Here is a 14805-nt window from a genome sequence, read left to right as displayed (position 1 = left end):
CGCACGGTCGGAATTGTTCCGCGAAGAGAGGCTGTAGTCCCGCGCGCGGATGAGTTTGTTCCGCGATATGGGGTTCTCGTCCCGCATTGGTGTACGTTTATTCGGCGATAGCCCACACTTGAAAAAGTCAAAGAAACCTAATCTGAATAAGATTAGGTTTCTATTTAAGTTATATTGATTAATTTACAAAACCTGCTTTTCTTTTTCCCTCAGTTCAACTCTCCGAATCTTCCCTGATGTGGTCTTCGGTAGCTCCTCAATGAATTCAATCAGTCTCGGGTATTTATATGGCGCGGTTGAATCCTTAACATGATCCTGTAATTCTTTGACCAAGCCCGTATTATTTTTATCCACATTTTCCTTCAATACAATAAAGGCTTTTACCAGATTTCCGCGGATTTCGTCTGGGCTTGCAACAACTGCGCATTCCTGAACATAGGGGTGTTTGACCAAAGCATCCTCCACTTCAAACGGGCCAATCGTGTAGCCGGAACTGATGATGATGTCATCCCTGCGCCCTTCAAACCAGAAGTATCCATCTTCATCTTTTGAGGCCTGATCTCCTGTGATATAGTAATCGCCTCTCAATGACATTTTCGTTCGTTCCATGTCCTTATAATACTCTCTGAACAATGCTGGAGAATCCAGTTTAACAGCGATGTCGCCGACTTCATTAACGGCTGCAGGACGCCCGTCTTCATTAATTACTTCCACATCGTTACCTGGTGTTGGTTTGCCCATGGAACCTGGTCGTACCTCCATACCTTTCAGGAAACCTAATAGCAATGTGTTTTCCGTTTGGCCATAGCCATCGCGAACCGTTATATCAAAATATTTTCGAAAAATATCAATGACTTCAACGTTCAATGGCTCACCAGCAGACACTGCACTATGAAGCGCAGGGAATTGATAGTCGTCTAAATTATCGACCTTTGCCATAATACGATACTCTGTCGGCGTACAGCATAATACATTTATTTCGTTATCCTGAAGCAATTGCAAATAGGTGTTTGGGTCGAATTTTCCGTTATAGACAAAACCTGTCGCACCTGATCCAAGCACCGATAGAAATGGACTCCAAACCCATTTTTGCCAGCCGGGACCCGCTGTCGCCCAAACTTTATCCCCTTCATTGATAACTAACCAATTTTCCGATGCTGTTTTCAAATGCGCAAAACCCCAGCCATGGGTATGTACGACTCCCTTTGGATTGCCTGTCGTGCCCGAAGTATACGGCAAAAAAGCGATATCATCACGAGTTGTAGCAGCTATTTCTAACTGCTCGGAAGCATTTTCCTTCAGCTCATCCAGCAGGTGCCAGCCATCTGCATGTCCTCCAACAACAAATTTGGTTAATTGATCATATTCTTGTATACCCTTGTATTGGTCAACAAAAGGATAATAACTTACAACACCGCGTACCTCCCCATGACTGACACGATATTGTAGATCACGCGTTTTTAACATCTCAGAGCTTGGAATAATAATGATCCCTGTTTTCAGTGCTGCCAGATAAACTTCATAAGCCTCAATGAGGCGTGGAATCATAATAAGAATCTTGTCGCCTTTTTTTAATCCTTTTTCCAAAAAAGCATTTCCAATACGATTTACATTTTTCATCAGATCAGCATAGGTAATTTCCTTCGAATCACCGTTGTCATTCTGCCATATTAAGGCTTTTTTCATCGGGTCTGTCGCGTATTGCTCCATTTCCATCACAATATTATAATCCTTTGGAGCAATTAATTCTTGCTTTTCCATTGTATAACCCCCAATGCTAATGTACTGTTTAGTATAGCAAAGGTTAGGAAAATTTTAAATAAATATTGCACACTGTAAATGAAAACACGAGACAGATAATCTCTGCCTCGTGCATTATTAGTACCCATAAATCCCTTCAGGAAGTTTATCTTTTAGCACAAAATCATCCAAGCTCCTGAAGGTATACCCTTGAGCTTTAAGTTCTGTAATTAAATGCTCCAATGCTTCTGCGTTATCTGCTGAAACGGTATGGAGGAGCATCACCGCTCCGGGATGAATTTGCTCCATAATTTGATCAAAGGCATATTCCCATCCTTTTTGATTGCTCGTCTCCCAATCAACGAAAGCCAATGACCAAAAGACATGAATATAACCGAGTTCATTTGCCCAATCTAACGTTTCCTCACTAAAAACTCCCTTTGGAGGCCTGAGATATTTTAACTCTTTTTGATCAGATACCTCTGCAACCGCCTCTTCAAGGTCCTCAAGTTCTTTTCTCATGGATTCTTTGGATATTACTGTGAAATCCGGATGATGATAGGAATGATTTCCAACAATGTGTCCTTCATCCACCATCCGTTCGATAAGATCCGGTTGACTCTCCACATAATGTCCTGTCACAAAGAAAGTTGCTGGTACATCTTCTTTTTGCAATACATCTAATACTTCATCCGTATAACCTTCTTCATAGCCATTATCAAATGTTAAGTAAATATTCTTCTCCCCGGAATTGTCTGCATAATAAGCACCATATTTATTTAAGATATCCTGATATGCTCCAATATCAGGGACTTCATGATTTGTGTTTTTTTTAAATCCCCATCCATACCCATTGGACGCCTTAGTCTCCAGCTGCAGACTGCCAATAAAAAAGGTAAGAAAAACGATGACTATTGTCATAAGCGTACATTTCCGCATAACAACCCACCTTCTTTTTCCTTACCTTTTCCTATTTCGTGCTTCATTATTCACTTATAAAATGAGTGCAGCGATCCATCCAAATATAAATAACGGAATATTAAAGTGGATGAATGTCGGAACAACTGTGTCCCAAATATGATGATGCTTACCATCTGCGTTCAAACCTGCTGTAGTCCCCAGTGTACTATCTGAAGCCGGTGAACCTGCGTCGCCTAACGCACCGGCAGTACCAACTAATGTTGCGGTTGCCAGTGGTGAAAATCCTGCTGCCATACAAATCGGTACATACAATGCAGCGATAATCGGTATCGTACCAAAAGATGAGCCTATTCCCATTGTTATAAGCAGGCCAACAAACAATAATATAAATGCAATCACTGCTTTATTATCACCTAAAAAGCCCGAGGAGGCTTCAACTAACGCAGCCACCGCTCCAGTTTCCGTTAAAACATTTCCAAATCCGGCAGCAACCAGCATAACAAACGCAATCATACCCATCATGCTGATACCTTCTGTAACTATCTTTTCACCGTTTTTAAATGGTACTACAATGAAGGCAAACATTAATACCAGCCCAGTCAAGGCACCAGCAATTAGATTATCAGTAATAATTTGTACAATCAATGCAGCTACTATAGCAACAAGTGTTAGGAAATGTTTTATATTAAATGTAACTTTTTCTACCTCAGGTTCTATTAGCGTACTTCCAGCTCCACCTGCTCCCTCTATAGCATCACGGTCCTTGCGATACGTTATAAATATAGCGATTAGTAGACCAAAAACCATACCCAAACCAGGAATAAGCATTGCCAAAGCCGTTTCTCCAACGGTTATTGGTGCTGCTCCGTTTTGTTCCATACCGTCCACAATGGTGTTGTGAAAAAGCAATCCAAAACCAGCCGGAATCATGACATATGGTGCTTTCAGGCCAAATGTCAGTGCAGTTGCAACGCCGCGTCGATCCACACGCATTTGATCAAAAAGTTTTAATAATGGCGGGATTAAAATTGGTACGAATGCAATATGCACAGGAACTGCATTTTGTGATAATGACGCCACACCGGCAATTGCCAGCATAAGCATCGTTTTCTTACCTGTTAATACACGAATAAGAAAGTTTACGAGAATAGTAGTTATTCCCGTGTAGCTAATTGCTACTGCAAAAGCACCTAGCAAGATATAACTTAACGCTGTATTCGCCTGCCCCCCCATTCCAGCTACCATCATTTCAATCGATTCGACAACTCCAAGTCCTGCCATTAAACCAGCAGTGATAGAGGCCGCTATAATTGCTATAATGACATTTACCCGCAGTAAACTAAGAATTATCATGACTAATACTGAGACAACGACAACCCACTCCATACTTGCTTCCCCTTTCGCTTTCTATATCTTTATGGTTTAATTATGTTTAACTTTATTACTTCACTATGATAAAGTATTAAAGTATAAAAATCAACCCTTTGATTAAAATTTTATGTGCAGTAATTTACGTCTTAATATATGTAAAAAGAGCCCTTTCAAGATACAAGGGCTCTTTTTCGAATAGTCCTATTTCAACTGGAACGAGAAGGAAATATGGTCCTGAATTGGTATCCACGAACCGATACCCTGTTTTGTTACGTTTTTGATAGCGATGGACTTGTTCGATCCTTTTAATTGAATATAAACTTCACCAAAGGTCACTTGCCCTTTTTCGCTTACAGCCGGGGCATATGCTTGTAATTCGGCTTGTTTTTCGACAGGAACATTATATGAATTATCCTTCTTTGTATTTTTTCCAATTGTTGTCTCATAGGAAAGTGGTAGCTCTGTCTTTTCTTCTGATTTTAATAACATCATCTTTTTCACATCTTCAGGATCAGAAATTTTATTCGTAAGCGCACCTTTTATTTCCTTATCCTCTTGTTGTACGTAATTCATTTCCTGATCGGTGTCCCCGCCCAAATTATTAAGTTCATTCGTGTTTATTCCCTGATACTCCCAATTAACGGTTGTTTCCGTTGACTCATAATTGAGCGGCCATCTTCCAACATAGACCATTCCACGATAGCCAAATGCAATTGGGGATGGATCTAAGGATGTCTCATTAAGCATCTTAATTAATTCAGGATTTTCAATCGGGATATCGAGTTCATCAATTAATTCCTGCGTTAATTCGCTTGGCTCAATGACCTCTTGATCCTCACCTGAATTAGGAAATGTATTTTCCTTCGATATCGTGAGAACGTGAGCAGGGGGTTCAAAGGGATCGTCCGTCTTATCCTCTTCCTTTTCTTCAGCAAAACTAATTACCGGTAATAAAAAGGCGTAAAAGCATACAATTATTACAATTGCATAATTACTTCTTTTCTTCATGTATCCCATTCCTTTCCTTTTCCTATAGCTTTTTCGGATACATGAATATTATACCTTGATTTTTTACCTGCTTAATTCAATACTTTCGATACGCTCTTTAATTTTGATACTATCCTCTACAGAGCGAACCATAGAACAGTTTTTTCGGGATATTTCCAGGTTTTTATAAAGTTTTTCCGGGTCAAGATTATAGCCTTTCACCGTGAAAACCAAGGAAATTTCTTCAATTCGATTTGCTTCTTCCGGATTTCTGACAACCTCTGCATTAATAATCAGATCTTCAATTTCAGTACGTTGTTTTTCCAAAATTTTACGAAATACGGATCCGCTGCAGCCAGCAATAGACGCTACCATTAGCTGAAATGGTCGGAATCCATAATCCTCATTTCCCGAAACAGTTAGTTCACCATAATTCAAATCTGCTCGCATGCCATTTTCTTTTAGATAAAGTTCCATGTTATCCCCTCCATTTTTATGCTTGTCCTTATATATTTCCATTATTGATTCTATAATAACCTAAATTTTATCAAATAACAGTTTCTAAGCATTGACCTTCCAGACGAAAGCAATTAAATTAGAATCATGCAAATGACGAAATGAACGGATGAACAAAATGGTATCTGCAAAAACTAGATTCTGGATATTAATTGCGCTTGTAACTATTTCCGGCTTTTCACAAGGGATGTTACTACCGCTTTTGTCGATTATTTTGGAACAAAATGGTGTCCCATCTTCGGTCAATGGCCTTCATGCTACCGGCTTATATATTGGTGTACTTATAGCTTCTCCATTTATGGAAAAACCAATGCAGCGATTCGGATTCAAGCCAATCATCATCGTTGGTGGTATGCTTGTATTTATTTCCTTGACGCTATTTCCGTTATGGGAAGCCCTATGGTTTTGGTTTATCCTTCGTGTGACAGTTGGTATCGGGGATCAAATGCTGCACTTTGGCACACAGACTTGGATCACCACAGCTGCAACAAAAGAAACAAGGGGCAGGAGCATTGCTTATTACGGGATGTTTTTTGGTTTAGGTTTCGCACTCGGACCTCTGATGACGCAATTATTGGCGGTAAATGAAGCCCTTCCTTTTATCGTATCAGCAATTCTTAGCATACTTGTATGGTCATCGATGCTATTTGTACGCAATAAATGGCCAGAGAGGGATATTGATACAGTTAGTACTACAAATTCCATTGGGAGATTCCTTCAAACAGGAAAAATAGCCTGGGTAGCGCTCCTGCCAGGATTTGGCTACGGATTTCTCGAAGCATCGCTGCATAGTATTTTCCCGATTTATGGGATACGGATCGGTCATGATGTCGGTATGTTATCATTAATTATTCCTTGCTTTGCTGCAGGAAGTCTCATTACACAGCTGCCATTAGGAATGTTAAGTGATCGGTTTGGACGAAGGACCATTCTTCTTTTTGTTTTAACCGCAGGAACGGCTTGTTTTGCGTTGGCTGCAGCTTTAGAATCATCTGTGGTTGCTTTGTTTATATTGTTTACATTGGCAGGGATGTTTGTCGGCTCGCTATTTTCACTGGGAATCTCCTACATGACCGACTTACTGCCAGGAAATTTACTTCCTGCAGGCAATCTGATGGTAGGAATCACGTTCAGCTTAGGAAGTATTAGCGGCCCCCTACTCGGCGGCTGGTATGTGGAGCTTTTCCCAGGTATTTCTTTCTTTTATTTGATTGTGGCAGTACTGGTGATTATTATTGTGGCGATTTATTTTAAACAAAAGGCTGTTTTCTAAAAGATTGTTGCTTTTGACACAACAAATACCAAACTGCGACATTATATCCAATACTCGCCGCCGTCCGGGATCGTTCCGGGCAGTCGCTTTCCGCGGGCACGGCCTCAGCCTCCTCGCGGAAAACCACCGCTGCGGGGTCTTCGGACACGTGCTGTTCCCGCAGGAGTCGACTGCCCGGAACGATCCCTGACTAGTATTACACGAATAATATATAGTACGCCAATGCTAGCGAAGGAAATACACGGAGACTCCTGCGGGAGCAGAGGCCTAGGTGAGACTCCGCCGTGCGCCAGCACAAGGAGGCTCAGCAGCCGCCCGCGGAAAGCGTAGTGTATTTCCGTAGCGGTATGCTAAGTCGCATTTTATATCAACTGCGAAGATTTAAAAAGCAACAATACTCACAAAAAGAGCTAAGCAAAAAGACACTCACGCAACCTGAGTGTCTTTTCGATTTACAAAAACCTGCTATATCTTAATTCCAATCGATCCTGCATGAAGCCGATCAATATACATATCGGCCAATAAATCAAAGCGACCAAGACATACATTGTCATTGCATCAAATTCTCTTCCAGCAACAATCTGTGTTTTTTGAAAAAGCTCCGGCACTGTAATTACCGCTGCTAAGGAAGTTCCCTTAACGACATCCATGAACACACTGGTCAATGGAGGGATTGCTATTCTTGTTGCTTGAGGCAATATGATTGTTCGCAATGTTGGCCAGTAGCTTATATTCAAAGCTCTCGCTGATTCCCATTGCCCGTTGTCGATACTGTTCAAGGCGGAACGATCGATTTCAGCAATGTACGCGGCACTGTTTAAACCAAATCCGAGGGATGCTGCCATTACTGCTGTGAGTTCTATCCCAACAACAGGCAGCCCAAAATATAATATAAACAAAAATACAAGCATTGGCGTTCCGCGCATAAATGATATATATAGACGCGCTGGCCAGCGAAGTACAACTCGCTTCGAACTACGTGCTAAAGCCAATAACAGTCCCAGTACAAGCCCGATCGCCATCCCCACAATAGCTACAAGAAGTGTCATTGGGATCCCTTCAAGAATAAAAGGCAAGCTTTCCAAAGCCAGTTCAACATCAAATAAACCACCGAAATCAAACCCATTAAAGTCCATTAGCAATTCTCCCTATAGTTCTAATCCTTTTACTTCTTCAATGTCTTCTTCCTATTGCAAGTCTTGCTCTAAATTTTATTCGATACCTTCAATTTCGACAATATCCTCTTCTGGTTCTTTAGAAACATCCTTACCTTCAAAAAATTCCTCTGATATTTCAGTAAGCGTACCATCTTCTTTCATATCAGCAATAGCTTCATTTACGTTTTCTAAGAACACGTCAGCCTCTTTATCTACTACCACATTATTTGTTGTAGAGTGAAATTTTAAATCCGGGTGTATTTCAATATCGAACTCTGGAAATTCGGTTAAGCCCAAGCTTTGTAAATAATAATCATTAATCACGAAGTCTGTTCTTCCATTATTCACATCCCTTAAGTAAGCTTCATTTGGAGCATTTCCATATGTAGCCACTTCTGCACCAAACTCCCTGGCAATATCACTATAGACAGTCGTAGCTGCTCCACCCGCTTTTTTCCCTTCTATATCTTCCAGTGTTTCTATTCCGGAGTGGTCATCTGAACGAACAACCATCGTGGAATACGAGTATTTAACAGGGTCACTAAACCCAAATTTTCCTCTACTTTCTTCCCTTGGGCCTGCTTGAATCATATCAACACGGCCTGTGTCCAGGGCAGTTAACATGGAATCAAAGCCCATTATTTCAAAATTGGTTTCTAAACCTAAACGATCACCAATCGCGCGGGCAACTTCTACATTATACCCTGTAAGTTGATCCTGATTTCCCTCTTCTCCTTCATAATAAGAAGCTGGAAATAATGTACCGGCTGTCCCTACAACAATCTCTCCAGCATCCTGTATTTCTTCCCATTTTTCATCTGTATTATTTTCTTCGCCATTTCCTGTATCACTTTCGTCCGTATTACCACAAGCACTTAAAACGGCTACTGACACCAAAATACTAAGCAATAACTTTAGACTCCGCAAACTATAGACCCCCTTAAAAATATCTGTTATATAAAAAACTTAATAATTATAGTAACAGATTTATAGTGCTAGGTCTATATTTAGGATTCATTTTGGATTCCATTTAACTGCCAAAAGAGACCATACAAAAATAGCTGACCATTCGGCCAGCTATTTACGCTAAATTCTTCCTGATAACGGCGTTAATCACACCACCTGTCATAATGATAATTCCAGAAATATAAAGCCATATCATTAAAACGATAACAGCACCAAGACTGCCATATGTTGCTGAGTAATTAGCCATGTTGTTGACATAAAAAGAAAAACCCAGGGATACCAATTGCCAGCTGATTGTAGAGAATAACGCTCCCCAGATAACATTTCTAAAATAAACTTTTATATTCGGCGCCAGCTTATACAGGGCAACGAATACAACAAAAAATATAATGGAAGATACAAGCCAACGCAGTGCTTCCCACACAGCTAGAAAACCTTCAGATAAACCGAAAAGTGAAAATATCGACTCCCCGATCACCTGACCGAAAACTGGCAGCAAGAAAGCTATACAAATTACAAGGATCATCGCAATCGTCAATACGATAGCAATTAATCTGGAAACAATAAACATACGATCTTCTTCCACTTCATATGCCTTATTTAAAGCTCTCGTGAGTGCATTAATCGCGTTAGATGCAGCCCAAAGCGTACCTATAATCCCTATCGACAATAAACCTCCATTTTGTTGATTGATCAATTGACTAACATTTGCGTTGATTAAATCCGATATTTGCGCTGGTGCATAATTTGTGATTGCAGCAATAACCCGACTTTCTTCGATTGGCAAATAACCAACTAATGTTAATAAAAACATTAAAAATGGGAAAAGGGATAATAGAAAAAAGTAAGCCAGTTGTGCAGCCAAACCCATAATATCATCATCCATAATTCGTTGATATACGTTTTTCGCAAATCCCACTGCTCTTTTCATACCCACTCTCCCTTCTTTATTTTATTCTAGTTCTTTTTTGCTTTCACTTTTAGTTGAAACTTTCTCCAAGGAACCTTCTACTTGCTCTAATGCATTCATCAGATTGGAAGAGCCACTAGATAAATTATCATTAAGCTTATTTAAAGCTACACGCATATTATGTACTGTTTCGGACGGATTTTTCACCATATAGGTTGTCCCTGATTTTACCGTTGTTAGTTTATTTTTTGCATAATGTCTTGTTTCTCTGTCAAACAATGTAACCAAACCCCCAACAACGGCACCTGTGACAACTCCTAGAAATAATTTACGCTTACTCATTTGTATTCTCTCCTTTTAGCATATAGTATCTTTTCCTTTATATTATACAGGAATTATGTATTAATTTCCTTTTGTAATCGGCTCAATACATGTTGCATCATTATTTTTCGCAGCATTAACATAAGTCCCTACATCGTAAGCTGTTAATTCATCATCTTTTATTGTTTGTAAGAATTCATGCGCTTGTGACGGAGACTTTTGAGTTGGTGTGATCCAGTCATCTTCTTTGTTTTTCGGTAAAATAATTGGCATGCGATGATGAATATCCTGCATGAAACCATTTGCTTCTTTTGTCAAAATGGTACATGTAAAAATTTCCTTTTCTCCTTGTTCCCACTTATCCCAAAGACCTGCAAAGGTGAATAATTTTCTATCCGCTGGCTGGATTCGCTTTGGTTGTTTTCCGCTATCTGTTTTCTGCCATTCATAAAAGCTGTCTGCAACAATCAAACATCTTTTTCTGGACATCAATTTTTTAAAGCTCATCTTTTCATGAGCTGTTTCACTTCTTGCGTTAATCATTTTATAACCAATTTTCTCATCATTTGCCCATGAAGGAACGAGCCCCCAGCGCAAATAGCCTGCCCGTTTCGCTTTGCCATCATGAATAATTGCCAGCACATTTTGACCAGGCGCAATATTATAGCTAGGCTGATACGAATTAATTTCCTTCTCCAACCCAAATTCCTGCAAAGTTTCCAATTCATCCGCAAGCAATGTATACCGTCCACACATAACATCACCTCACTCTTAAAATAAACTCAAATCCCACTGGTTAGCAATATGCCGAAGTAATCGAATACCGGCAATACTGTTCCCTTTATCATCTAAAGCCGGGCCATATACACCGATCCCGCATCCGGTAACAAAAGGTAATTCCTCATCACGAACGCGTGGTGGTGATAATGCAATGATCCCACCGGAAACACCGCTCTTAGCAGGTACACCAACATACGCAGCAAATTTCCCGGACGCATCATACATCCCGCATGTCAGCATTAACGCTTTAGCAAGTCGGGCTACCTGACGTGGTATAATTTCTTCTTTATTATTTGGGTCTTCCCCATCATTGGCAATGATCATACCAATTCTGGCCAAATCCTCAAGGGTAACTTCAATGGAGCATTGTTTAAAATATGTCTCTAACGTGATATTAAGATCGGATTCCAAGTAACCAGTTTCCAATAAATAATACCCGATCGCTCGATTCCTCATGGATGAATCTCTTTCTGATTCGTATGCATCTACATTCAGGTGCGGACGATAATCAAGCATGCGTTCCAACAACTGAAATACAGGCTCTAGCTTTTCATCAGAGGTTCTACCCTCAAGCATGGATGTAACTGTAATTGCACCAGCATTAATCATGGGATTAAATGGTTTTTTTAGCTGTGTCATTTCCAGATGCATAATCGAATTAAATGCTTCACCTGTTGGCTCAACGTCAACACGATCAAGTACATAGGACAGGCCTCGTCCCATACAAGCAACAATAAAGCTGAACACTTTGGAAATACTTTGTATGGTGAATGGCACCTCAAAATCGCCGGAACGTATCGTCATACCATTTTTACCAACAATCGAAATTCCTAAATGATCCCGGTTCGCCTCCTGCAGTATTGGAATATAGGATGCTACGTTTCCGTCAACGGTATGTTTCCTGTAAAAGGATACCCAGTCATCTACATAATTTTGCAACCATTCCTGTGTTAACTCTGTATTCCAATTTGTTGCTCCTTGTACCATTGCTACACCTCGCTGCTGGTATTATTTGTAAAAAGCCTATTGTATCACTTCCACCTGTATTATACCTTTATTGCCCTCAAAATATAAAGGAAATGCGGCTAAGTAGCAAGTATTACGTATAAAAAGAGAGACTAACCGAAGTTAGCCTCTCTTAATCTATTATTTATTTTCCAATAAATTGTTGTGTCCAGTGATTACCCTGTTCTACGTAGCCTACACCAATATGCGTAAAGTCACCATTTAGAATATTAGCGCGGTGTCCATCACTGTTCATCCAGCCATTTACAACCTGTTCTGGTGAGGTTTGGCCTTTCGCAATGTTTTCACCGGCAGTACGGTAATCTACTCCATAGCTTTGCATCATATCAAATGGAGAACCATGAGTTGGACTATCATGTGAAAAATAGTTGTTTTGTGCCATATCAAGTGATTTATCTCGAGCAACTTTACTTAGCTCGGTATCAATCTCAAGTGGACTTAGACCATGCTTTTCACGTTCTGCATTCGTCAATTCTACTACTTCCTGTTCAAATTGATTTAACTGTTGTGATTGCTCTTGACTTTGATTTTGCTGTTCTTGATTATTATTTGGTTGTTGCGGAGCCGGTGCTGATGCTTGCGGCTGTTCTTCTTTTTGTTCTGGTTGTTCTTCTTTAGCCGGTTGCTCTTCTTTCTGTTCTGGTTGTTCTTCTTTAGCTGGTTGCTCTTCTTTTTGCTCTGGCTGTTCTTCTTTAGCCGGTTGCTCTTCTTTCTGTTCTGGTTGTTCTTCTTTAGCTGGTTGCTCTTCTTTCTGTTCTGGCTGTTCTTCTTTAGCTGGTTGCTCTTCTTTCTGTTCTGGCTGTTCTTCTTTAGCTGGTTGCTCTTCTTTCTGTTCTGGCTGTTCTTCTTTAGCCGGTTGCTCTTCTTTCTGTTCTGGCTGTTCTTCTTTAGCCGGTTGCTCTTCTTTTTGCTCTGGCTTTTCTACTTCTTCTTGTTTCGGTTGGTCAACTTGCTGAACTTGATTAAAGTCCCAATTGAAATTCCCCAAAACACTTTGAACTTTGTTAAAAAGTCCATTCATATTATTTCCTGAAAATGTACCCGAAACTCCATTCACAGAATAATAGACGTTATATGATAAGTTTTGTGATTGATCAGCATCAGCTGATGCATCTACAGAATTTTGAAAAGCCCCGCCAACAAATAATGTGGCTGATAATGCTGTAACGATGCTTATTTTTTTAAACATCCTAATGCACACTCCTTCGTTTTTTGTTTTTGCAAAATCATCATAGCACGAGTTTTTTGTAATATTTATGGCAGCCTTTTCCAAACTAGATAAATAGAATTATTTTCCACTAAATTCTTCTATTTTTAGGCGTTTTAAGACAACCTGAAATGAGACATGTAGGAAAAAAATCAATGTAGTGGTAAAAATTACAACAAAATAGCTGTTGACATCTCTTAAAAACACCTGGTTTTGTTACAAAGACTCGAAATTTGTAATCAGATTGTTACTTGCCATTCCGGTCTGTATGCTTTATTTTAATAGTATTTACATGGATGTTACACTACCAAAATGTGTAACTAGTAAAAATACCCCCGCAAATTGTCATATATGATAGAATGAATATGAAAGAAAACATCATTGGAGGATCACTAACTATGTCTATGTTATCTAATGCAGAAATTGGAATCGATTTAGGTACTGCAAATATACTAATCTATTCAAAAACAAAAGGAATTGTCTTAAATGAGCCGTCTGTTGTGGCTATTGATATTCATACAAAACAAGTAGTAGCAGTTGGAGCAGAAGCAAAGGAAATGGTAGGGAAAACACCTCAGAACATTGTCCCAATACGCCCATTAAGTGACGGGGTTATTGCAGATTATGATGTAACGGCTCAAATGCTGAAAGAATTTTTGAAAAAAGTAAGCAAGCAAGTTGGATCGTCCATGCGTAAACCGACCGTCGTTGTCTGTACGCCATCTGGAAGTACATCTGTCGAACGACGCGCTATCCATAATGCAGTATCAAGCTACGGCGCTAAACAGGTGCATTTAATTGAAGAACCTGTTGCTGCTGCAATTGGGGCCGACCTACCTGTCGATGAACCTATAGCCAATGTTATTGTTGATATCGGTGGCGGAACTTCTGAAGTAGGAATTATCTCATTTGGAGGGGTTGTTTCTTGCAATTCCGTTCGCACCGGCGGCGACAGAATGGATGAAGAAATCATACAGCATATTCGCAAAAACTATAACATTCTAATAGGCGAACGAACTGCAGAAAGTATTAAAATGGAAATTGGATGTGCACTAGAGGTTCACGATGAGGAAACAATGGACATACGTGGACGGGACATGGTAACGGGATTACCTAAAACGATAACCATTACGTCTACGGAGATTTATTTTGCCCTGAAAGAATCATTACAGCAAATCCTTGAAACAGTTCGCTCGACGCTTGAAAATTGCCCACCCGAATTAAGTGGCGACATTGTCGATCATGGGATTGTGCTAACAGGTGGCGGGTCCTTGTTAAAAGGAATGAAAGAATGGCTTAGCGATGAAATCATCGTCCCGGTACACCTTGCCCCAAATCCGCTTGAATCCGTCGCAATCGGAACTGGACGAGCAATAAAAATGATCGGGAAACTCCAAAAAGCAGCGAAATAAGTTTTAACATAAGTAGTTCAGTTATAGAGTACAAAATGTCACGTTGTACCTTAAAATGGACTACTTTTTTGATTAAAATTATATTAAAAACAAGATTCGGGGCGTCATGGTTGTTTATGGCTACCATGTTAGCCACTTTTGCAGATTTTCAGATATTATTATCTAAAAACAGTTGCATATTACTCAAAATAATGTATAATTAAAATAATGAATCATAT

14 protein-coding genes are annotated in these 14805 nt (G+C 39.8%); 2 read left to right on the top strand and 12 right to left on the bottom strand.

The features are described 5' to 3' along the window. Window positions 1-183 precede the first annotated feature (183 nt). The 5 genes from mbcS to KFZ58_RS05155 form a co-directional block, all read right to left on the bottom strand. Window positions 184-1761, bottom strand: a complete 1578-nt coding sequence (gene mbcS, locus KFZ58_RS05175) for an acyl-CoA synthetase MbcS (protein ID WP_235793763.1) — start codon at window positions 1759-1761, stop codon at window positions 184-186. A 117-nt stretch (window positions 1762-1878) separates the two neighbouring features. Next, on the bottom strand, window positions 1879-2679 hold the full coding sequence (gene pdaA / locus KFZ58_RS05170; protein ID WP_235793762.1) for a delta-lactam-biosynthetic de-N-acetylase: 801 nt from the start codon (window positions 2677-2679) through the stop codon (window positions 1879-1881). Window positions 2680-2733: 54 nt separating this feature from the next. Further along, entirely contained in the window at window positions 2734-4047 is a 1314-nt protein-coding gene (locus KFZ58_RS05165; RefSeq protein WP_235793761.1) for a Na+/H+ antiporter family protein, read from the bottom strand. Window positions 4048-4233: 186 nt separating this feature from the next. After that, window positions 4234-5040, bottom strand: coding sequence for a YfkD famly protein (locus KFZ58_RS05160; protein WP_235793760.1), 807 nt, complete (start codon window positions 5038-5040; stop codon window positions 4234-4236). Window positions 5041-5103: 63 nt separating this feature from the next. Next, window positions 5104-5496 (bottom strand): OsmC family protein, encoded by a 393-nt coding sequence (locus KFZ58_RS05155; protein ID WP_235793759.1) that lies wholly within the window; start codon window positions 5494-5496, stop codon window positions 5104-5106. 157 nt (window positions 5497-5653) lie between these two features. Between KFZ58_RS05155 and KFZ58_RS05150 the strand changes: the two genes are divergently transcribed. Then, the gene (locus KFZ58_RS05150; RefSeq protein WP_235793758.1) at window positions 5654-6808 is read left to right on the top strand and encodes an MFS transporter; all 1155 of its coding nucleotides are present in this window, start codon (window positions 5654-5656) and stop codon (window positions 6806-6808) included. A 452-nt stretch (window positions 6809-7260) separates the two neighbouring features. On the opposite strand, the gene KFZ58_RS05145 is transcribed toward KFZ58_RS05150, so the two are convergent. From KFZ58_RS05145 to KFZ58_RS05115, 7 genes are all read right to left on the bottom strand, one after another. Further along, window positions 7261-7944, bottom strand: a complete 684-nt coding sequence (locus KFZ58_RS05145) for an amino acid ABC transporter permease (RefSeq protein ID WP_235793757.1) — start codon at window positions 7942-7944, stop codon at window positions 7261-7263. A gap of 75 nt (window positions 7945-8019) precedes the next feature. After that, window positions 8020-8892, bottom strand: coding sequence for a transporter substrate-binding domain-containing protein (locus KFZ58_RS05140; protein ID WP_235793756.1), 873 nt, complete (start codon window positions 8890-8892; stop codon window positions 8020-8022). A gap of 154 nt (window positions 8893-9046) precedes the next feature. Further along, window positions 9047-9862, bottom strand: coding sequence for a YihY/virulence factor BrkB family protein (locus KFZ58_RS05135; protein ID WP_235793755.1), 816 nt, complete (start codon window positions 9860-9862; stop codon window positions 9047-9049). A gap of 21 nt (window positions 9863-9883) precedes the next feature. Beyond that, on the bottom strand, window positions 9884-10183 hold the full coding sequence (locus tag KFZ58_RS05130; protein WP_235793754.1) for a YtxH domain-containing protein: 300 nt from the start codon (window positions 10181-10183) through the stop codon (window positions 9884-9886). Between the two features lie 60 nt (window positions 10184-10243). Beyond that, complete coding sequence (locus KFZ58_RS05125; RefSeq protein WP_235793753.1) at window positions 10244-10918, bottom strand: SOS response-associated peptidase; 675 nt, start codon at window positions 10916-10918, stop codon at window positions 10244-10246. Between the two features lie 15 nt (window positions 10919-10933). After that, window positions 10934-11929: a glutaminase gene (locus KFZ58_RS05120; RefSeq protein WP_235793752.1), complete on the bottom strand. Its 996-nt coding sequence runs from the start codon at window positions 11927-11929 to the stop codon at window positions 10934-10936. Between the two features lie 163 nt (window positions 11930-12092). Further along, on the bottom strand, window positions 12093-13157 hold the full coding sequence (locus KFZ58_RS05115) for a CAP domain-containing protein (RefSeq protein ID WP_235793751.1): 1065 nt from the start codon (window positions 13155-13157) through the stop codon (window positions 12093-12095). Between the two features lie 422 nt (window positions 13158-13579). On the opposite strand from KFZ58_RS05115, the gene mreBH reads away from it, so the two are divergent. Beyond that, window positions 13580-14587 carry a rod-share determining protein MreBH gene (gene mreBH / locus KFZ58_RS05110; RefSeq protein WP_235794667.1) on the top strand — a complete coding sequence of 336 codons (1008 nt, stop codon included), beginning with the start codon at window positions 13580-13582 and terminating at the stop codon, window positions 14585-14587. The last annotated feature ends 218 nt before the right edge of the window (window positions 14588-14805 follow it).

The sequence above is a fragment of the Virgibacillus sp. NKC19-16 genome, from assembly GCF_021560035.1.
Lineage (GTDB): Bacteria > Bacillota > Bacilli > Bacillales > Amphibacillaceae > Virgibacillus_L > Virgibacillus_L salidurans.
This window is presented reverse-complemented; position numbering and strand designations above follow the sequence as displayed.

What these genes read in the sequence shown, in the direction of transcription:
- mbcS (WP_235793763.1), bottom strand. Translation starts at nt 1,761, where the DNA reads ATGGAAAAGCAAGAATTAATTGCTCCAAAGGATTATAATATTGTGATG.
- pdaA (WP_235793762.1), bottom strand. Translation starts at nt 2,679, where the DNA reads ATGCGGAAATGTACGCTTATGACAATAGTCATCGTTTTTCTTACCTTT.
- KFZ58_RS05165 (WP_235793761.1), bottom strand. Translation starts at nt 4,047, where the DNA reads ATGGAGTGGGTTGTCGTTGTCTCAGTATTAGTCATGATAATTCTTAGT.
- KFZ58_RS05160 (WP_235793760.1), bottom strand. Translation starts at nt 5,040, where the DNA reads ATGAAGAAAAGAAGTAATTATGCAATTGTAATAATTGTATGCTTTTAC.
- KFZ58_RS05155 (WP_235793759.1), bottom strand. Translation starts at nt 5,496, where the DNA reads ATGGAACTTTATCTAAAAGAAAATGGCATGCGAGCAGATTTGAATTAT.
- KFZ58_RS05150 (WP_235793758.1), top strand. Translation starts at nt 5,654, where the DNA reads ATGGTATCTGCAAAAACTAGATTCTGGATATTAATTGCGCTTGTAACT.
- KFZ58_RS05145 (WP_235793757.1), bottom strand. Translation starts at nt 7,944, where the DNA reads ATGGACTTTAATGGGTTTGATTTCGGTGGTTTATTTGATGTTGAACTG.
- KFZ58_RS05135 (WP_235793755.1), bottom strand. Translation starts at nt 9,862, where the DNA reads ATGAAAAGAGCAGTGGGATTTGCGAAAAACGTATATCAACGAATTATG.
- KFZ58_RS05130 (WP_235793754.1), bottom strand. Translation starts at nt 10,183, where the DNA reads ATGAGTAAGCGTAAATTATTTCTAGGAGTTGTCACAGGTGCCGTTGTT.
- KFZ58_RS05125 (WP_235793753.1), bottom strand. Translation starts at nt 10,918, where the DNA reads ATGTGTGGACGGTATACATTGCTTGCGGATGAATTGGAAACTTTGCAG.
- KFZ58_RS05120 (WP_235793752.1), bottom strand. Translation starts at nt 11,929, where the DNA reads ATGGTACAAGGAGCAACAAATTGGAATACAGAGTTAACACAGGAATGG.
- KFZ58_RS05115 (WP_235793751.1), bottom strand. Translation starts at nt 13,157, where the DNA reads ATGTTTAAAAAAATAAGCATCGTTACAGCATTATCAGCCACATTATTT.
- mreBH (WP_235794667.1), top strand. Translation starts at nt 13,580, where the DNA reads ATGTTATCTAATGCAGAAATTGGAATCGATTTAGGTACTGCAAATATA.